This is a genomic window from Pseudanabaena sp. Chao 1811, assembly GCF_027942295.1.
In the GTDB taxonomy this organism is placed as follows: domain Bacteria; phylum Cyanobacteriota; class Cyanobacteriia; order Pseudanabaenales; family Pseudanabaenaceae; genus Pseudanabaena.
On record NZ_CP101416.1, the window covers coordinates 1,539,196 to 1,559,185 of the forward strand.

Sequence of the window (19,990 nt, forward strand, 5' to 3'; positions counted from 1 at the left end):
ATCCAGACGATGTTTAATCTTCATGGCAATCTGGGACTCTGTGGCGCACATCGCACGGGCAAGACCACATTAGCGATCGCCCTAGCCGCTCGCCTCAATATTCCCTTTGTTCGCACTACCACTAGCCAAGTTTTTGCCCATCTAGGCTTAGATCCTGCGGAACCAATGGATTTTAAAACGCGCCTGTTTGTGCAAAATCATGTCCTCGATGCTGCCGAACAAATTTGGCAAAATTCTGCAACACCCTTTATTAGCGATCGCACCCCCATCGATATGATCGCCTATACCCTCGGTGATATCCAAGGTAAAACCGAAGTGGACTTTGACTTACTCAATCAATATATAGATCGTTGCTTTGCCAGTACTAATCAATTTTTTCAAAATCTAGCAATCATTCAACCCGGAATACCCCTTGTCTACGAAGAAGGCAAAGCAGCGCTAAACGCCGCCTATATCGAGCATATTAATATCTTAGTGATCGGACTCTGTAGCGATCGCCGCCTCACCGCCAATGTATTCTGTAACGCCAGAGAAGCGATCAACCTTGAAATAAGAATACTTAATATTTTGGAGCTGTTGAATAGCTAAAAACTGGGTAACTTGATCACAGGGTAAGGGGTACAAGTTAGCCGCAGGTAAGGGACAGTGGATTTCAAAAATGTAGAATATATCGTTAGTTTATGGCTTCGCGATCGCCACTTTGTTAAAGCTCAAAATGCTGACAGTAATGGCTTTACACTGATCGAGATGCTCGTCACGATGATTATTATTGGTATTTTAGCGGCGATCGCGCTCCCCTCATTTATCAGTCAAGCCAACAAAGCTAGATTTGCTGAAGCTAAGTCTTTCGTTGGTACGATGAGCCGCTTACAGCAAGCCTATTATCTAGAAAAACAGAGCTTTACTAATGACATTGGCAAGTTAGGATTAGGCACAAATTTGTCATCAAGTTCCTTCACTTACAGTGTTGTGCAGGGTGACATTAATGGAAATCCCAGTACAAATGCCTCAGATTTAAAGCAAATCATTACTAATGCTGCCGTACCATCCTCCGCAAATCTCAAAGCTTTTGTCGCTGTTGTAGGCATTCCTGGGGTAGTAAGGATCGATACAGTTTTTTGTATTGGTAATTTTGCTAATATTGCCGCACCCTTGCCTGGAGCCTTAAGCATATCAGGACAAACTATGATCTGTCCTACCAACTTTTCCCCTGAATAACAGTCATATAGCAAACCTAAATGGTTTGTGGGAGCGTCCCCCTTTTTTGGGCGCTCCCACAAATCCCAAAATCTACAAATGATTTAGGACTGCTATAAGCCAAAGCTCAAATAGATGAAGACAACGCAATGTAATGTCTTCATCTATTTGGAAGGGGATATTGCTGAGAGTTTAGGATTGCTTTAAATATTTTTTTGGAAGTTGATATCATTTTGCTTTTTAGTGGGTAAGTTACTTTCACAACCAAACAGTTAATGTTCTTGACATACACGGGATAAAGAATTATGAAATCTGAATTCAAGACTAAGCTCATTCAACACATTCTCAATAAAAAAGGCTCTGAAAAGGGCTTCACTCTGATCGAACTTCTCGTCGTTATCATCATCATCGGTATTCTTGCAGCGATCGCGCTTCCTTCCTTCCTCAACCAAGCTTCCAAAGCTCGTCAGTCTGAAGGCAAGACCTACGTTGGTTCAACGAACCGTTCTCAACAAGCCTACTACTTAGAGAAACAGTCGTTTGCAACCGATCTTACCACCTTGTCTCTGGGTATTGCTTCATCAACATCTAACTACAACTATGCCACCATTGGTGCTGGCAAAGGTAATACGGGTACTAATGCCAATGCTATTAGCAGTGCTATTGCAAGAGATGTCAGCTTAAAATCCTACGGTGGTGCTGTTAACCTTGCTACTCCTGCAGGTACTAACGAAGCTACAACTTTAGCTACTTTGTGTGAAGCAGAAAAGGCATCGGTTAACGGTGGAGCTACAACCTTTGTAGTTACTACGCATGTTTCTCTCTCCACCACTGCTGCTCCAGCCTGCGTTACCCAAGGTACTACAGGTTATATTTCAGTTCAATAAATCGATTTGTTTGAGATTTTGACTTAATGCTAAATTTGTAACCTGTAGACATTTAAATTAATTTAAATATCTACTTATCGAAAGGGTAGGCATCAATCCTATCCTTTTTTATTGCTTAACTATTCTCACAAATTTAATAGTTTATATTTTGATACTAATGTGACTTTAATATGAACAAAGCGTCTATCTACCTAGAATCTGATAACTTTACTAAATTGCAGCAAAGAGCTTTTGAATTTTTCAAACAATCTGAATATGATAAAGCAGTTGAACTCTATGAGCAGTTAATATCTTTAAATTCTAACAACAAAGATAGTTATTGGTATCTAGGACTTTCACAGTTATTACAAGGTAAAGAAGAATCTGCTCAGACAACTTGGATGTTAGCTATAGATAATGTAGAAGTAGATCAAATTGAACAATGTACTGATGATTTAGGACAAATCCTAGAAGAGGAAGCTCAAAGAAAAGAATGTTTAAACGCAGATCAAGATGCTCTTACCATTCGTTATCATCTCATTGATATAGATCCCTACAGCCTCAGAAACCTGATAGCTATCGTCCTAATTTCTATCAAGGTCAAGACATTTACTTCCGAAGAATTAATTAATCTCGGTGTTTTTGACTTGATCAATTCAGAAGAATTTATTCCACTTAATGAAGATATTCTATTAGAGATAATAGAGAAATTATTATTATTTAATATACATGACAAGACAACAACTCAATTTCTAGAAAGTATTTGTCTATCTCACAGTCAATACAAGAAATCTATTATCAATAAATTTCTATCACTTAGCAACAAAATTGCAAATGGTAATAATAGAGACATAGATCTTGCAATTAAAATATTAGAAATAGGTTTGCTTATATTTTCAGAGAGTGTAGAAATGTTAATCTATCTCTCTGAGCTATATGTCTATATACAAAAGTACGAAAAGTCTATAGAAACAGGACAAAAACTATATGATCAATCTTCTGGAGGTAAACCAATTGACAAAGTAATGGCTTGTCATTGGTTAATTAGCTCACTAATAGTTAATTGTAACTATTGGGAAAAAGTTACTGGAATTTATAAAGAGTTTAAGATTCATTGTGAGAACCTAATTAAGGAGCCGCCTGAAAACTTATCTTTCAGAGAAGCTGCGTTTTATTTGCTAGTTACAGGTTGGTACTCTCCATATTTTGATGATATTCCTCAAGAAAAGCATATATTGAGAGGTAAGATCCATCAGTTATCTTATAGTAGAATTCTTGCTACCGAGAAAGAACGAATTGACAATTATAAAAAGTGCCACTTCCTTAGAAAGAAAATCAACTTTCCGAATAGACCATTAAAAATCGGATACCTATCTAGCAGTTTAAAAACTCATTCAGTTGGATATTTGTCGAGATGGCTATTGAAATATCATGATCGCAATCAATTTGAATTGTACTCATATCTCGTTGGTTATCGCTCATCTGATCCTCTGCAACTATGGATTGAAAAGCAATTTCATAAATCATGTACAGAAATCTCTGAAGATCCGTTATCTCTTGCAGATCAAATCAATGAAGATGGGATTGATATCTTAGTAGATTTAGATAGCATGACCTCAGCATTTTGTTCTAGTGTTTTAGCCTTCAAACCTGCACCTATACAGATTACTTGGTTAGGTTGGGATGCCGCAGGACAATCGACCATAGATTACTTTATTGCCGATCCCTATGTTTTACCTGAGTCAGCTCAAACATATTACACTGAAAAAATTTGGCGATTACCCAATACCTACGTTGCTGTAGATGGGTTTGAGGTAGCAACTCCCACTCTTCGGAGAAACCTATTAAATATACCTAATGATGCAGTAATTTATCTTAGCGCTCAGTCTGCGATGAAAAGACATCCAGACTGTACAAGGATACAAATGAAAATTGTTAAGTTAGTACCTAATAGCTATCTACTTATCAAAAGTGTTTTAGGAAATCAAGAGTCTTTGAAAGAATTCTTTTATCAAATTGCAGATGAGGAGGGTGTAAGTACAGAACAGTTAAGATTTTTGCCGTTTACTAGTAGTGCAGAAGAACATCGAGCAAATTTAGGAATTGCTGATGTCGTCTTAGATACCTATCCTTACAATGGCGCTACCCATACAATGGAAACCCTATGGATGGGTATTCCTATAGTTACGCGAGTTGGTGAACAGTTTGCTGCCCGAAATAGCTACACCATGATGGTCAATGCTGGAATTTCTCAAGGAATTGCTTGGACAGATGATGAATATGTTGAATGGGGGGTAAAACTAGGTACTGATATTGATTTACGAAAACAGGTTGCATGGAAACTGAAGCAAGGTCGTGAAACAGAGCCACTTTGGGATTCACGGCAATTCACCCGTGATATGGAAACTGCCTACAAGCAGATGTGGGAAAAGTATCTCGAATCAGATGATCACGATATAGAAGTAGATCCTGAACGCGATCGCGCTTTATTTATTGCTGAGGCTGAATTTCAAAACAGTCAGGGGATTAAACTTGCTCAACAAGGTAAATTAGATGCTGCCATTGAGTTGTTCCAAATAGCTATATCACTAGACTCCGATCTTGCAGATGCCTACTATAATCTAGGCATTGCTCAAAGTGAAAGAGGAGATATCGATCAAGCACTCCTAAACTTCCAAACAACTGTTACTTTAAATCCTAACCATGCCAATGGTTTATATAATTTAGGCTTAACTTTAGTAAAACTAGGAAAACCAGAGCAAGCGATCGCCTACTATTCTCAATCCTTAGCAATTTTACCCGATGACACCCAAACTCATCATGCATTAGGGAATGCTTTCTTTGTACAAGGTATGTGGCATAAAGCAATTGAATGTTATCAATCCGCTTTAAATATCGATCCTAATTTTGTTGACGTTATTTGCAGTATGGGCGCGGCACTATCGGAGCAAGGAAAGTTTGAAGAAGCAATATCATCTTTACAATTTGCCCTTGAGCTAGATCCTAACAATGCTGAAGCCTATTGCAATTTAGGATATATCTTTAGTAAAACTAAGCAGTTAACAGAGGCTGTTAATTTTTATGCAAAAGCTCTCCAATTGAAGCCCGATTTGGGTCATGCTTATTGGAACTTCAACAACGATATATTATCTAATCGTGAGCATCCTTTACATCATAACTATCAGTTGCGGCGACAACTATCCGATCAATTTGTTGAATCCTGTGGCAAAACAGAAAAAGTAAGAGCGTCAGTTAACTTCATTACCAACTATGCCCATTCAGGATTAAGTGATATTGCTAAACCGATGCTCTTAGAACTAGAAAACTATGTCTTTAAATATTGCGATCGCTTAACTAATATAGAAATTGAAGTTCTCTACAATAACTTCTTATTCATGGTATCTAGTATTCGAGATGATTTGGAACACAATACTAAGTTATATAAGTTAGTTAGTGAACTTTATGTAGAAAGGATCATTAAATCTGAAGTTGACTTAGATTGCAAAATGGAACAACCTCACACAAATAAGCAAATTAGAGAATTGACAGCATCCTCTAAATTAAGAATTGGATTTTTATCCTCACATTTTGCGAGACATCCTGTAGGTTGGTGTAGTTTTGATGTAATTCGTGAGCTTTCTAAAATTACGCCGCATATTTATCTTTATGATACTGCTGAGGTCAAATCTGACGATCTCACTAAAATGTTTGAGCAAGTTGCTGAGAAATATTACTGGCAAGAGGATAAAAGACTCAATGGCATTGAAAATAGCTTTGACTATAGATTAGAAAGAGTTATTGCAGATGTAGCGAATGATCAATTAGATGTGTTGATAGATTTGGACAGTTTAACAATATCATTCAATACCCACATACTACATCGTCACCTAGCACCTGTTTGTGTTTCTTGGTTAGGTTTCGATGCCCCCTTTATTTCTGCTGATAACTATTGCCTGTGTGACTGGTATACCCATCCATCCACATCCGATCAAAACTATCTAGAAAAGCTGATCAGATTGCCTAATGCTCATATGGCGATCGCAGGTTTTGAATGTATACCTATAGATCGCAACCAACAAAGAACGAATTTAGGCATATCACCAGAACAAATTGCCTACCTATTTGCAGCACCTGGACGCAAATTTAATAGGGACACAGCTAGAGCCTGTATTCAGATCCTCCAGCAAGTTCCTAATAGTGTGTTGTTACACAAAGGTATGGGAGATTTGGAGGTAATTCAGTCAATTTATCGAGAAATATGTGATGAAAATAATGTAGATTTTCAAAGAATAAGATTTTTACCTAGTTATAAAACTGAAGAAGAACATCGATCTTCTTATTTAATAGCAGATATTTATCTTGACTCTTATCCCTATAATGGTGGCAGTCATAATCTTGAGGCTTTGTGGTTTAACCTGCCAGTAGTAACAAGATGTGGAGAACAGTCATTTGCAAGAATGGGTTACTCATTTTTACAGTCTGTCAGTATAAATGAAGGAGTGACTTATAGCTGGGAAGAGTATGTATCCGAGGGTGTCAAACTTGGCTTAGATTCAAGTTTAAGAAACTCTATCAAGGAAAAATTAATTCTTTCTAAGCATCATGAGACCTTAGCACCTCTTTGGAATCCAAAAAAATTGGCAAGTGATATGTATAATCTATTGCAATCAATAGTGGTAAAGAGAAATAACTAATGAAGTTACACATTGGCGGACAAGAAGCACACCCAGACTGGAAAATATTTGATGTTGAGAATCGCCCTGAAGTAGATTATGTTGGCGATGCTGCAGATCTGAGTCAATTTGAAGATGAATCTGTAGAGATCATCTATGCTAGTCATGTTTTAGAACATTTTTATCACTCGCTTTACAATGAAATGATATTCACCCTAGCAGAGTGGCATAGAGTACTTAAGCAAGGAGGACAACTTATGATTAGTGTTCCAGACTTACAGACTTTATGCTGGCTCTATTGCCGCCCTGATGTCGATGTAATGACGAGAATGCATCTAATGCGAATTATGTTTGGTGGGCAAATCAATCAGTATGATGTTCATAAAGTCGGATTTGACTATGAAATATTATGTTTATATTTAGCAGAAGTTGGATTTGAGCAATGCAAAAGAGTCCCGACTTTCAATTTGTTTAATGATTGTAGTGGTTTGCAATTAATGGGAAATCTCATTAGTCTTAATGTAATTGCAACTAAGTAATTTTCAATCAAGAGTTGAGTTACTCAAATTTTTACATCAAATAGTTCCTGATTAGCATTTTCTAGTTAGGAAGACTACATCAAATTCATATTCCCAATTAAAGTGACGATAGCAAATAAATTGATCAAAGATATTTAGAATATCTTGCAGATTGAAATCATATAAATGATAGGGATTGTAATGAGTTGTTTTTTTAGATGGATAGGTAAGGATGACATGATTAATAGAATTACGATCGCAGAATTTAGGTAATGTTTTCGTATCTCCTATATGTTCAATAGTTTCCACTGAAAACAACATATCAATTTTTTGAGCAGACACCCATTCATTGAGATCAGCATTTATAAAATTAGTCTTAGAGCTTTCATATTCTTGTTTAGCAAAAGAAATAATCTGTTCATCAGCATCTATACCAATTACTGATTTCACATCAGGATTAGTAGAAAGCAAGAAACTACCATAGCCGCAACCACAAGCTGCATCACAAACTACGCCTTTAGCAAACTGTCTGAGCAATGCATATCTCTCAACATGACGTTGTATCCGAATTCTTTGCTCAATTTCTAATAGTTGTTCACGTTTTAGAAAAATGTGCTGATCAGCTTTTTTATTATTAGCAGGGAAATTCATTTTGTATTAAATATTATTCAGTGATTTGCGAGAATCAATATCTTGCTTTATTTCATTCCATATTGTACCAAATATTTTATCCCAGCTATGCTCTCTAAATATTTGCTCTCTCAACAGATGACTACGATTTAATAGCTCTTCTTCCGATAAATTCAAAGCCCATTCAATAATTTTTCTATTCTCAAGGTAATCATGCGTCAGATAAATGGCATGAGGACTAGAGAAACCACTTTCGGGTGTAATCAAAGGAATTAAACCTCTAGCACAATTCTCTAATATGGTGGTAGCTTGGGCATCCATTGTCGCTGTATGGATGTAGAAATCGCAAGTATCCACAATCAAGGAATTAATCTTGGGATCATTATTGTTGATATTACCGAGAAATCTAAAGAAAAACTCTTCGTTATCTATCACTAATCGATTCATTCCTATGTTTAATTGAACTGGACTAGCAACATACAGAATAGTATCTAAGTTGATAAGACTTTTGCAGGTAAGGTCAAACCCTTTGTAGGAACCTAAATTACTCACGTGTAGTATTTCACGAGCGCCAACTTTGTTAAACTTTTTCTTGTAAATATGAAAATTTTGAGCTGCAATACCCATATTACAATGAACTAACTTTTCCTTAACTTGTGACTGTATAGAATTATCACATTTAGCTAAAGTACGTTCAATCCAAACTTCTCCACATAAGGCAAATATTTTCTTTGACTGTAAAAGCTGAAACTCCAACCAAGGCATATTTGTTGTCCATTCTATGGGAAAGTCAGGAACCCAAGGAGTAAGAACATATGTATTAGGATGGCATAACTGATCTGGGTAAATTGCGTTGTCTTTTACCCAGTTGCGTATAAATTTACCTTGGGATGATTCTGCTATCGCATTAGTTGGATGCCATGTTAAATGACCTAATAAAATATCGTCAGGATGATCAGTTACTTTGCCCGCACTCCAGCTAGATTGATGAAAGCTAGTTTTTTGACTAAGGTAATATTCTGCCCATTTTGCTATCTCTAGATTAGAAAACTCATAGATAGAATAGCTATTCTCACATAATGGATAGCCGCTCCATAGAAAATGTAACATTAGGTATGAATTAAGCTTTAACTTTAGATTATATTAACATTATCTAGATTAGTAAGTAGCTAGGCATAATTAAATATAAAACGTTCGATGGGATAACCACCTACAGAACTGCGAGCTTCGATACCAGAGATGATAGCAAGAGCTAAATCATACTCGTTGTCAAATATCTGACCCGCAATTTCATGGGTTTTCAGTTGGAGCCACTCGGACTCAATCAGATTTATTTCCGAACAATAGGGAGGCAAAAAGAAAAAGTATAGTCTCTGAGCCTACCAACGCGCTCATTGTTGCTGCGACAATAGACTGGTATGTAGAGAGGCATTGTCTTTGATTGCTACAGTAATTCGACCAGTCTGAGCTAAGGCATGAGCCGCTTTCTGAGCAACCCAATCCATCACTTTAATGTAACTCTGACTATTGAATCCACCTTGGGCTAGAGCATACTCATAGAAAATGCTTTGCTTGCACACATTGTTTAGCATTGCAATTTCTATCTTTCCCCGCAGAGCGTCGGGGAATTCACCCTAAGAAATCACTAATGCACTTTAGTTTGGACTAATAGGCATGTATGAGAGAGAAACCAAAAGACACGAGAAAATTGAGCAGGAGATAGCAATAGCAAAATCCAGCTCAAAATTGAGAAGAGAAGCAGAACCTAAATGGCAATTGGAGCGGTTGGCACAGGATTCTTTTCAGTTTTCTTTCTTTTTGAGGGGTGTTTTTTAACGGTCGGATAGCGAATACGAGGAGGAAGGCGATCACCCTTGGAGCGCCCAGGGGATTTACCGCGTAGTTTAGGAGGGATTGCAGGAGTACCAATCGAGGCAATAATTACCGCAAAGGATTGAGCGACCCGACCAGGAGAAAGATTATCCTGAGGAGACTGCCAAGGTAAAGGAGAATCAACACAATCGAGGTGAGCGAACCAAAGTTGCCAAGTCATTAAAGGCATCAAAGCACTCCAACGCTCAGCCGCATGAGTGGAGGTAAGGGGCTTGCGAAGAAATAAGATACCAAAGATTATAGAAATTAGGGATATAAAATTCTTGTTTTCAATTTATATAGGAATAAGAGAGTAATTTTTAGCGATGAAATCAAAGCCACAGTTAAAGATGCAGCCCAAAAACTAACAGGCTATCGTAAACGAGACTTCATGGCTAAGGTTGTCGAGGATTACTTTGCAGACTCAGCGCGTAAAGCTGAAACAGTATTTGGATGGAGTCGAAAAAGCGTGCAACTAGGACTGCATGAACAGTGGACAGGGCTAAGATGTCTTGATAATTATGGAGCAAGAGGAAGACACAAAAGCGAAGTAATGTTGCCGAATTTAACAGAAGATATAAGGGCAATGGTAGATATGCAATCGCAAGCAGATCCAAAATTTCAATCAACATTTTTGTATGCACGTGTCAGTGCAAGAGCCGTAAGAGAGGAGTTGGTGAAAACAAAGGGTTACGATGAAGCGAATTTACCATCACGGGAAACGATTGGTGCAGTGCTAAATCGGATGGGATATCGCCTAAAAAAACACAAAAGACAAAACCCTTAAAAAGGATTCCTGAAACCGATGCAATTTTTGCGAATGTGTTTGAGCAAAACCAAGCATCAGTGGATAATCCAAGGTCTTTACGAATTTCGATTGATAGCAAAGCAAAAGTGAAGATTGGTAATCTTTCACGGGGTGGCAAAGCCCGCACTTTAGAACCCCAAAAAGCTGACGACCAGAGAGTGTAAAGTGAAGTGTGTAAAGTCTGGGATATATACAGAGAGATGATCTAGACACACAATTACCAACACTAAAACTGATGAATATACGCAAAGAATTGCTCGACGAATTGCTGCAAGAATGTAAAACACCACCTGACCTATTCGGAGAAGGAGGAATCCTGAAGCAACTGACGACCGCATTAGTGGAGCGAGCATTGGAAGCAGAACTATCCATGCATCTGGGCTACGGAAAACATGAACCAAGACCAGAAGGACAAACTAACAGTCGCAACGGTTATAGCCAGAAAAAAGTGCAAGGTGACTTTGGCGTAGCCGAAATCGCAGTCCCCCGAGATCGGCAAGGGGAGTTTGAACCGCAGATGGTGAAGAAAGGACAAAGTCGCTTGTCAGGACTAGATGAAAAGATCATTGCTCTCTACGCACGAGGTATGAGTGTCAGGGATATTCAAGCCCAGTTGCAAGAAATGGATGGTGTTGAAGTATCACCAACACTTATTTCCAATGTTACAGATGCAGTAATTGACGAGGTGAAGCAATGGCAAAACCGTCCCCTTGAAGCAGTCTATCCAATCGTCTTTCTGGACTGTCTAGTCATCAAAGTCCGAGACAATGGCAGAGTGATTAACAAATCCTTGTACTTTGCCTTGGGCGTGAATATGGACGGGTACAAGGAATTACTGGGTATGTGGATTTCTCCGAATGAAGGTGCGAAATTCTGGTTGTCAGTACTCACCGAAATTCACAACCGTGGGGTCAAAGATATTTTGATTGCCTGTGTCGATGGCTTGACTGGTTTCCCTAATGCGATTGAGACGGTATTTCCTAAAACTCAGGTGCAGTTATGCATTGTCCACATGGTCAGAAACTCGGTCGCTTTTGTACCTTGGCAACAACGCAAGCAAGTTTGTGCTGACCTCAAGGCTATTTATAGCGCGGCGACGGAATCGGAGGCTGAGTTTAATCTCGAACTCTTTGCTGAAAAGTGGGACAAGCAATATCCATCAATCTCCAAGTCTTGGCGCAGTCATTGGGCAAACATTATCCCCTTCTTTGCTTTCCCGACCGAGATTCGCAGGGCGATTTATACCACCAATGCGATTGAGTCGATGAACAGTAGTTTGCGGAAGGTGATTAAATCCCAACAGATTTTTCCCTCTGATGATGCTGCTTTCAAGCTCGTTTATTTAGCAATGCGGAATATCTCGAAGAAGTGGACGATGCCGATTCGTGATTGGAAACCTGCTCTTAATCGCTTTGCCATCCTCTTCGAGGATCGTCTCCACGTCTAGCTTCTAGACTTTACACATTTTACTTGACAATCTCGACGACCATGACACCGAATGGTCATCCGTTTTAGTCCCCTTTGGTATCCTCAATACTAACAATGACCAATTGGCAATCTATATGGGACAATCTGCGGAAACCAGCGATTTTATCGTTGATTGCTTGAGCGATTGGTGGCAAAAGAATCAGTGGCAACGTTCAGACTTTGACGAATGGATGATTAACCTTGATAGTGGTTCGGCAACCCGCAGTGATCGCACTCAATTTATCAAACGCTTAGTCGAGTTATCGCAAAAGATTGATTTGAAAATTCGTCTGGTTTACTATCCCCCTTATCACAGCAAATATAATCCTATTGAACGCTGTTGGGCTGCTCTAGAAAATTATTGGCATGGCACGATTCTAGATTCTGTGGATGCTGCTATAGAGTGGGCTAGTAACATGACTTGGAAGAATATTTCACCCATTGTTCACTTAGTTGAAACAACCTATGAAAAGGGCGTAAAAGTTCTACCAGAAGACTTGAAACAGTATTTCCCATCTTGGCAACGTTCTGATACTCTACCCAAATGGGCTATAACCATTGTTCCTAATTGATTGGTATCTTATTTTCTCCCAAGCCCCATATGGTCGAGTTGGTGCCATTTCATCTGGGTTGATAATTTTTCAGCAGCAGCGATCGCGTCAGCAGCACAGGCAAAATCTTGTCTCGCCAAAACCTGTAACTCTTGATGACAGGTTTGCTGAATTTGCTCAAGCTTTTTGTCTAATTTTTTGATGTCTGACTTACGTCTTGCTTGGCTGTCAACTAAAATCCATCTCTGGCTTATCCCACCATACTCACTCACGGTTTCAGCTGTACTGTATCCCTTAAATTTACTTTCTTGGAGGTTAGTTGTGCTTGACACCATTTCACTGGCGGTTTTGATGCTTAATGGCACTCTGGTTAGCCATTTTAGCCCTGTCATTGCTACCAGATTTTCTTCACTGTATAGCGCTGCATCGCTTACGCATATTCCCTCAAATGTCCACTGGGATTTAAATTCTTGTAATAGTCCTACAAATCTTGCCTTGTCGGCTTGATTTCCACTTACCACTTCCATCATCACGGGGATATCCCCATCTCCTACACAGATTAGGTTCATCATAAATTGCTTTAGGTCGGGGCGATGGTCTCGTGAATACCCATGCGTGATTTCGATACTCCCTTCTTCCTCTCTGCCATATTCCCCATCTACGTGAAATGAGGTTGAGTCTATATGTCCTGTTTCTACCTTGATTTCATATTTCGCTACTGCTTTCAGGCTGATTCCTAAAAATGTCTCACTCAGTCCTGCTTCATGTAGGTCATCCAGTACATTACCGATGCGGTCATCGTTGATTTTCTCCGCTGTTATCCCTTCCCCCAATAAGTGTTCGGTTGCTTTTAAAAATTTTACTAAACATATACAGGGGTGCTGATACAAATCCTAAGCCATTCAGGAGCATCGCTTTGACCATTACTCCTGCGCTTACTCTTTCTCTTGAGCTTCTCCCGATTATCGTGTTTATTTCTTCTACGATTCCCATCTCGTCGATGATTCCTGACACGATTCCTAGATGGTCTAGGTTCGTTACTTTCATTTCTGATATCTCTGTATTTATGCTATTAATAATTCTTTCCTCCTCTTTTGGCTTATTCCTTGCCTTTCGCTTATTATTTTACCCTTCCATTACGAGCGGAATGTGGGCTTTAAAAACCAGATTGTTGTACCGCCAGCGTAGCTGGCGGTACAACAATTTACTTAAGCAACTATTTGACCTTTACTTGAAAGCGGATAAAGCCATAGGACGCTGTGGGGAACCCTACGGCGGTGGCGTGGGGTAATGTGGTAGGACTAGTAACCACATTCACTACTACTAAACCATCTGTGTTATCACTAGCACTCAAAGTACCAGCAGGGGGCGTAGTATTCGCTTTTCTACAGGTGGTTGGCGGTACACTTCCTGCGGGATAGAACTGACCGCGATCGCTATCAAAAAGACTAGTCAAATAACTCGTGGGACTGGTAGGTGCGGTGGTGGCATTATTGGCAAAGGCAATATCTAAATTACTACCGCCACCTACAGCATTGTAGGCACCAGTCACAAAGGTGGTGTTGGGTGGAATTAAATCGCAAATTGTAATATTAGTCAGATCTTTATTGCCACTGACTAGGAAGTAGATGGTGTATTCCAGTTGATCGCTTGGTTTGACACTAATATTGTTGGAGGTAACAGCACCCCGCAAATAGTCGGATAAAGGTGTCGGCCAATTAGGATCATCATCGGGGGATAAAGCTATACCGTCGTTGGTAAAACCTGCGATCGGCACACCATTAACGGCGGTAATTCTCTTAGCCAGCAATAGTTTCGGATTTGCAGTATTTGAGGAAACAATAGTAACTTTAGTAGGATCAACTGTTGGTGTTTGCGTTTGGGTAAGACTATTAGCTAATGGAATAACACCTGTCGGTAAACCAGTAGTTGTGTTATCAATATTATCGGTTTTCACCCCTGCGGCAGGTAACTCGTTACTAGTCGCTGTTGATTGGTTTTGGAGAATCTGACCATTGGCTGCATTAGGTCCTATCTTGACAGGAATATTAACTGTTACGACTCCTCCTGTCTTCAAAGTAAAACTAGATGCAAAGAGATTATTATTGCCAGTACCTGTATAACTAGTATTTGGAGATGGGGTTGTTCCTGCCGCTTGTGCAGCATTGACAGTGATATCCCCAGCAACTAAAGCTCTTAAAAGAACTGTATCTGAGTCTAGTATGTCCGTAATTTGGAAGTTAGCTATATCAACCCCACCCGTATTGGCATAGGAGATACGCCAAGTCAGTGTATCACCAGCAGACGGTGTAATACTATTATCTGGATCAGCGGTGAGAGTAACAGATTTATAGCCAATTACAGTTGCAACAGCCTGATTTGTCGTTATCTGAGCTACGTTATTGTCAGTATTAGGATCAGGAGTTGCTCCATATACAGAAGCGAAGTTCGTGTATATCGATGGATTTGTCAAAGGTGCTAAATCAACTACATTGACCGTAAAAGTTAAATCACTGGTGCTTGACCCCGAATTCAAATTAGCATTGTAAGTACAGGTGATATCAGGAATAGAAGAAGAAGCTGGACAAGTCCAATTTGTGCCGCTAGCAGAAGCATAAGTAAGACCAGTAGGTAATTGATCTACCAAAGTAATTGGCGAAACAGATGTACTTGCACCATTATTCGTAACTTTAATCGTGTAAACGGCTTGCTTGCCAACTACAAATACACTAGTAGATGTTTTCGTAACACTCAGATCGGCGCTGCCACTAATAGTTGTCGGATCGCTAGCAGTATTATTGGCAGAAACATTGTCATACGCAGGAACATTCAGCGAAGCAGTATTAGTAATGCTATTAGTACCTGTAGGTGTTCCTGTGCCGATATTCACCGTAACGTTTACAGCCGTGATACTTCCAAATGCCAATCCATTAGTATTGGTATTCGTACAAGTTACGGTTTGAGGATTGGAGCCTGCTGCTGAACAAGTCCAAGGAGAACCAACCGCAGAGGCAAAAGTCAGATTGTTTGGTAGGACATCGGTAATTGTGAGAGTTCCCGTTGCGAGAGCAGGACCTAGATTCTCCACGGAGAGTGTATAAGTTCCTTGTCCACCGATCGCAAAAGTTCCAAAGTGAGTTTTCGTCAACTTGAGATCAGCTTGTAATGAACTAATCGTAGTTGGATCGCTACTTGAATTGTTGCTACTGACTGGATCGGATACGGTACTAGAAACAGTTGCTGTATTCGTAAGCGTTCCAGTGGGAGTAGTAGAACGAACCAACACATTAAGGGTAATTGTGGCACTAGTACCGACTACTAATCCAGCAGTATTAGTACAAGTAACAACTTGGGGTGTACCGTCAACTTTAGCTGCGGCACTACAAGTAAATCCACCTCCCGTTGAACTCACAAATTCCAAGTTATTGGGCAAAGGATCAGTAACTGTGATCGTGCTAGGTACTGAGGAGGGACCATTATTGGTGATAAGTAATTGATAACTAGCATTTTGTCCTTGGATAAAATTACCAGTATGACTCTTGACAATAGACAAATCTGCCGCCTGAGACACAGAGCTAACTAAGCTCGTGGAGTTATTCGCTAACTTGCCTGCTGGCTCACCCGAGACTTGGGCAACACTAGCATTGTTGGTGATACTTGCCGCAGTTTGAGTTCCCACTAGGACATTAATTGTAAGAGCAGGAGCCGAACCACCTGCCGCAATGTTACCGTAATTAGTACAAGTCACTGTCTGTCCTGATGCAGAGCAAATCCAGCCAGTACCAGTACCTGAGACATAGCTCAAACCTGTGGGTAAAGTATCTGTCACCACTATCGGTGCGATCGCTGCTGTCGTGCCAATATTATCGACTTGCAGTGTATAAGTACCTGATTGCCCTAATGCAAGAGTTCCAGAAGTTTTCGTGATTTTGACATCAGGATCAGGAACGATTACAGTTGTCGTGACACTAGCTGTATTATTAACTGCATTGATGTCTCCATCTGTAGTCACCCTTGCATTATTAGTGACACTGTAGGAAATGCCTGTCACTACAGGGGTCACAATGATATCAATCGCACTTGTTGCACCACTAGCTAAGATATTGGGATTACTACAAGTGATAGTTCTAGTTCCAGATGTGTAACTACAACTCCATCCTGTGCTGCCTGAAGCAGAACTAGCAGAAACATAGTTTAAGTTAGTTGGTAATACATCAGTCACGGTGATCAGATCGGTAGTCGAACGATTAGGCGTACCTGTATTAGTGACTGTTAAGCGATAGGTTCCATTTTGACCCTGTACGAAGTTTGCGAAACTCGTTTTGGTAATGCTCAAATCTGCACCTTGAATCACCGCATTGACGGTGTAAGTATTATCAGCAATGTTTGAGTCTGCACCTGAAGCCGCCGAGGGAGTGGCAGTAGCTCTATTAGAAAAGTTACCCGAAAATCCTGATGCAGCAATAGTTCCATTGATTGTGAAGCGAACTTTACCGCCGCTCTTTCTGAGACTAATAGTGCCAAGACTAATATTATTACCAGTGCCAGTCTTTCTATATTTAGGAGTTCCAGTCGTATTAGTAGGATCACAAGCATTGACACTATTACCATTACCCGTCCCTTTCTCAGGGCTAGGACTACCTGTATTTCCCCCAGCTACACCAGCAGCATCTACATAATCACAAGTCCAGCTAACACTAGTAACCTCGGCAGGTACGATGTCTGTAAGGGTAATATTGCTATCATCACCACTGCCCGAAGAGTTATTCGTAATATCAATAGTGTATTGAATTGTATTACTGGGATTGATCGAGGCTGTACAGGTATCAGTCTGTCCTGAAGTCGTACAGGCAGGCGTAAAACTAGCCCCATTAATTTGAGTCAACTTTTTAACGACATTCAAATTAATACCGCCTGCCGCCACGACAGGCGTAGTATCTGAACTCGTATTGTTACCTGTATTAGTTTCCTCTCCTGTCGGTAAGGATACGGTGGCAGTATTTGTAAACGGTGAGCCAGTAACTGTTGTAGGACTAACGGTTACTAAGATCGAGCTACTGTTATTAATAGGCAAGGGATTGGGATTAGTACAGGTTATAGTTGCACCTAAAACTGGTGTGGTATTCGTACAAGTCCATCCCGAACTTCCCGAAGCTGAAGCCGCAGAAACAAAATTAAAACTGGCTGGTAAAGTATCAGTTATCGTAATTAGCCCACTAGTTGCGACAACCCCTTGATTAGTGACAGTAATCGTGTAGGTTCCATTTTGACTGACAGCAAAAGATTGACCATTATCGGTCTTATTGATAATCAAATCAGGAACTGGCTTAGTAGTGGGGTTTGTTTGTTGAATATTGGTATTGTCGGCAGGATTAGTGTCTAAACTCCCGCTAGTAAGACTTGCCGTATTAGTGACAGAAGTAGGTACATTAGACAATACATTGACAGTAATACTGAGAGTAGAAATCCCAGTGGTTGTTCCATTGCCACTAGTTAAGCCACTAGGATTTGTACAAACTACATTTTGTCCATTTGCACTACAAGTCCAACCCGTGCCACTAGAAGAGCTATAAGTCAATCCTGTGGGTAAGGTGTCGATGATTGTGAGTGGACCCAATGCATCAAACCCGCTAGTATTTGTGACGGTTAGCTGGTAAGTAGCATTAGAACCCGCCACAAAGGTTTGCTCCGTCGGATCAGGAGCAGAGTCATCTTTTAATAAGACTAAGTTTGTCCCCTTAATTACTGTCGTAGGATCACTAGATGTATTATTCGCAAGGTTTGAATCAGGACTACCACTAGTGACGGTCGCAGTATTGAGACTATAGGCTGCTGCACTCGTAGAAACATTAACCGTTAAATTAATAGTGGAAGTTGCTCCAACTGCAAAATTACTGGTGTTGGGATTAGTACAAGTTACCACCTGTCCAACTACCGAACAAGTCCAAGGATCAGTGCTACTGGCAGAAACATAGCTAAACCCAGTTGGCAAGGTATCGACAACTCTTAAAGTTCCTCTGGCAGCATTGGGACCATTATTTTTAACTTGCAACTGATAAACATTATTACCAGTTGCAAAGTTGCCACTATGGGATTTGGTAATTTGTAAATCTGTAGTGCTATCAACCACTGTAATTAAAGATTGACCTAAACCTGAACCATAGTCAGAGTTATAGTGATAGCTACCTCCTGAGAAGTCATTGATGAGGTGATTGACTTGCAAAGTATTACTACCAATTCCATTGCCAGTTGAGAGAACTTTCACTCGATATCTGGTTGTGACCGTATTCCCAACTTTGCCATCTCCATTAGTGTCTTGGTCAGCAACTGGTCCCGCGCAGACATTTGCGCTTGTATGATATCCAGGATCAGAAGGATTGGCTAACCAGCCGCAAGCATCATAGTAAACACCACTACTGACTGCGCCCGCATCAGAGGTATAGGTGGTTTTAACATCAATTAGTTGCAGAATCCCATTTGGGAAATCGGAACTAACAGTTAGCTGGGGATATGCGGTTGCAGTTTGAGTTGTTAAGGTATATTCAACTATGTCACCGACAAACACAGTACTAGGACCTGCAAAGCTAATAACTGCATTACGTGACTGGGAGAGAATTTTCTCTACATAAATTTGTTGCTGAATAGTTTGTCCATAGTTATAGCCAGATATGCTTCCATTGCCTAGGGCAGTATTTGTGTCAACAGAACCTACACCCGCAGCAGTAGCGACAATTCGATATTGCTGAACTGTGTTATAGGCATTGCTAGTTCTTGTAACGACCACATTAAAATAACCATCAAAACAGTTAGCAGGGGTCATGTTAGCAGTGCCACTATCCGCAATTTTTTGATGATTGGGAGGAATAGCCCCTGAAGGTAGACTAGGAATATTGATGGTGTCAACATTTATGCCATTGATTGCAGTGACGGTGATATAGGGATTGAATGCACCTGTGCGTTGATATTGGATACTGATATTATTAAGCGTGCTACCACTAACATTACAGACTCTAGCAGCAAGGAGAAAGTTGTTGGGACCAACATTGACATTGTTACTATCTAAGCCCACAAAGTCCCAAGTAATTGGTTCGATATAAAGCCCTGCGGCGTATGCGGGTGGTGTAAACCAGATATTGATACCACTAAAGACAACTGTAAAGATGAGAGTGACGATCGCCGTTATTAGAGAGCGCCCAATTTTAGTGAATTTAGTTAGCCTAAAATTGCTTAAAGTTCTTTTGGTGTTGCTTTTAAAACTACTTTGATTATGTCTTTTAGGATGATGATACTTATCCTGGTAATTACTTTTGTTGGCAAATACAGCAATAATCCCTTGACATAATATGAGGGCTAATTTTTTGAGTATTTGCAAAGGGTTTTGATTTTTTTTGCGAGACATATGTGATAG

General features: G+C 39.9%; 13 protein-coding genes and 2 pseudogenes. 8 read left to right on the forward strand and 7 right to left on the reverse strand.

Annotated elements, in window-relative coordinates:
• The first annotated feature begins 9 nt into the window (after nucleotides 1-9).
• From NMG48_RS07300 to NMG48_RS07320, 5 genes are all read left to right on the forward strand, one after another.
• Complete coding sequence (locus tag NMG48_RS07300) at nucleotides 10-588, forward strand: AAA family ATPase (RefSeq protein WP_271254621.1); 579 nt, start codon at nucleotides 10-12, stop codon at nucleotides 586-588.
• 57 nt (nucleotides 589-645) lie between these two features.
• A complete protein-coding gene (locus tag NMG48_RS07305; RefSeq protein WP_271254622.1) occupies nucleotides 646-1,218 on the forward strand; it encodes a type IV pilin-like G/H family protein in 573 nt (190 codons plus the stop codon).
• A gap of 284 nt (nucleotides 1,219-1,502) precedes the next feature.
• Entirely contained in the window at nucleotides 1,503-2,084 is a 582-nt protein-coding gene (locus tag NMG48_RS07310; RefSeq protein ID WP_271254623.1) for a type IV pilin-like G/H family protein, read from the forward strand.
• A 170-nt stretch (nucleotides 2,085-2,254) separates the two neighbouring features.
• The gene (locus NMG48_RS07315; protein WP_271254624.1) at nucleotides 2,255-6,757 is read left to right on the forward strand and encodes an O-linked N-acetylglucosamine transferase, SPINDLY family protein; all 4,503 of its coding nucleotides are present in this window, start codon (nucleotides 2,255-2,257) and stop codon (nucleotides 6,755-6,757) included.
• Nucleotides 6,757-7,275, forward strand: coding sequence for a class I SAM-dependent methyltransferase (locus NMG48_RS07320; protein WP_271254625.1), 519 nt, complete (start codon nucleotides 6,757-6,759; stop codon nucleotides 7,273-7,275). Before NMG48_RS07315 ends, NMG48_RS07320 begins: the two co-directional genes overlap by 1 nt.
• Nucleotides 7,276-7,326: 51 nt before the next feature.
• On the opposite strand, the gene NMG48_RS07325 is transcribed toward NMG48_RS07320, so the two are convergent.
• The 5 genes from NMG48_RS07325 to NMG48_RS07345 form a co-directional block, all read right to left on the reverse strand.
• Nucleotides 7,327-7,905 (reverse strand): class I SAM-dependent methyltransferase, encoded by a 579-nt coding sequence (locus NMG48_RS07325; RefSeq protein WP_271254626.1) that lies wholly within the window; start codon nucleotides 7,903-7,905, stop codon nucleotides 7,327-7,329.
• Between the two features lie 6 nt (nucleotides 7,906-7,911).
• On the reverse strand, nucleotides 7,912-8,994 hold the full coding sequence (locus tag NMG48_RS07330) for a glycosyltransferase family 1 protein (RefSeq protein WP_271254627.1): 1,083 nt from the start codon (nucleotides 8,992-8,994) through the stop codon (nucleotides 7,912-7,914).
• Nucleotides 8,995-9,053: 59 nt separating this feature from the next.
• Entirely contained in the window at nucleotides 9,054-9,239 is a 186-nt protein-coding gene (locus tag NMG48_RS07335; RefSeq protein ID WP_271254628.1) for a hypothetical protein, read from the reverse strand.
• 36 nt (nucleotides 9,240-9,275) lie between these two features.
• Nucleotides 9,276-9,476: a hypothetical protein gene (locus tag NMG48_RS07340; RefSeq protein ID WP_271254629.1), complete on the reverse strand. Its 201-nt coding sequence runs from the start codon at nucleotides 9,474-9,476 to the stop codon at nucleotides 9,276-9,278.
• Nucleotides 9,477-9,649: 173 nt separating this feature from the next.
• Nucleotides 9,650-9,946 carry a hypothetical protein gene (locus NMG48_RS07345; protein ID WP_271254630.1) on the reverse strand — a complete coding sequence of 99 codons (297 nt, stop codon included), beginning with the start codon at nucleotides 9,944-9,946 and terminating at the stop codon, nucleotides 9,650-9,652.
• A gap of 405 nt (nucleotides 9,947-10,351) precedes the next feature.
• On the opposite strand from NMG48_RS07345, the pseudogene NMG48_RS07350 reads away from it, so the two are divergent.
• The 3 genes and pseudogenes from NMG48_RS07350 to NMG48_RS07360 all read left to right on the forward strand — a co-directional run bounded on the left by NMG48_RS07350 (nucleotide 10,352) and on the right by NMG48_RS07360 (nucleotide 12,603).
• Nucleotides 10,352-10,728: pseudogene (locus NMG48_RS07350) on the forward strand (ISAzo13-like element transposase-related protein).
• A gap of 71 nt (nucleotides 10,729-10,799) precedes the next feature.
• Nucleotides 10,800-12,011 (forward strand): IS256 family transposase, encoded by a 1,212-nt coding sequence (locus NMG48_RS07355; RefSeq protein WP_271253029.1) that lies wholly within the window; start codon nucleotides 10,800-10,802, stop codon nucleotides 12,009-12,011.
• A 79-nt stretch (nucleotides 12,012-12,090) separates the two neighbouring features.
• Nucleotides 12,091-12,603, forward strand: a complete 513-nt coding sequence (locus NMG48_RS07360; RefSeq protein ID WP_271255254.1) for an ISAzo13-like element transposase-related protein — start codon at nucleotides 12,091-12,093, stop codon at nucleotides 12,601-12,603.
• 26 nt (nucleotides 12,604-12,629) lie between these two features.
• Here NMG48_RS07360 and NMG48_RS07365 read toward each other — a convergent pair.
• Both NMG48_RS07365 and NMG48_RS07375 read right to left on the reverse strand, forming a co-directional pair.
• Nucleotides 12,630-13,629 (reverse strand): annotated as a pseudogene (locus tag NMG48_RS07365) (IS1634 family transposase); the annotation flags it as partial.
• 169 nt (nucleotides 13,630-13,798) lie between these two features.
• Nucleotides 13,799-19,981, reverse strand: a complete 6,183-nt coding sequence (locus tag NMG48_RS07375; RefSeq protein WP_271254632.1) for a beta strand repeat-containing protein — start codon at nucleotides 19,979-19,981, stop codon at nucleotides 13,799-13,801.
• Nucleotides 19,982-19,990 lie beyond the last annotated feature (9 nt).

Bases quoted from the DNA above. Each gene is read 5' to 3' on its own strand.
- NMG48_RS07345 (WP_271254630.1), bottom strand. From the start codon at position 9,946: ATGCCTTTAATGACTTGGCAACTTTGGTTCGCTCACCTCGATTGTGTT.
- NMG48_RS07330 (WP_271254627.1), bottom strand. From the start codon at position 8,994: ATGTTACATTTTCTATGGAGCGGCTATCCATTATGTGAGAATAGCTAT.
- NMG48_RS07375 (WP_271254632.1), bottom strand. From the start codon at position 19,981: ATGTCTCGCAAAAAAAATCAAAACCCTTTGCAAATACTCAAAAAATTA.
- NMG48_RS07315 (WP_271254624.1), top strand. From the start codon at position 2,255: ATGAACAAAGCGTCTATCTACCTAGAATCTGATAACTTTACTAAATTG.
- NMG48_RS07310 (WP_271254623.1), top strand. From the start codon at position 1,503: ATGAAATCTGAATTCAAGACTAAGCTCATTCAACACATTCTCAATAAA.
- NMG48_RS07300 (WP_271254621.1), top strand. From the start codon at position 10: ATGTTTAATCTTCATGGCAATCTGGGACTCTGTGGCGCACATCGCACG.
- NMG48_RS07325 (WP_271254626.1), bottom strand. From the start codon at position 7,905: ATGAATTTCCCTGCTAATAATAAAAAAGCTGATCAGCACATTTTTCTA.
- NMG48_RS07355 (WP_271253029.1), top strand. From the start codon at position 10,800: ATGAATATACGCAAAGAATTGCTCGACGAATTGCTGCAAGAATGTAAA.
- NMG48_RS07320 (WP_271254625.1), top strand. From the start codon at position 6,757: ATGAAGTTACACATTGGCGGACAAGAAGCACACCCAGACTGGAAAATA.
- NMG48_RS07340 (WP_271254629.1), bottom strand. From the start codon at position 9,476: ATGCTAAACAATGTGTGCAAGCAAAGCATTTTCTATGAGTATGCTCTA.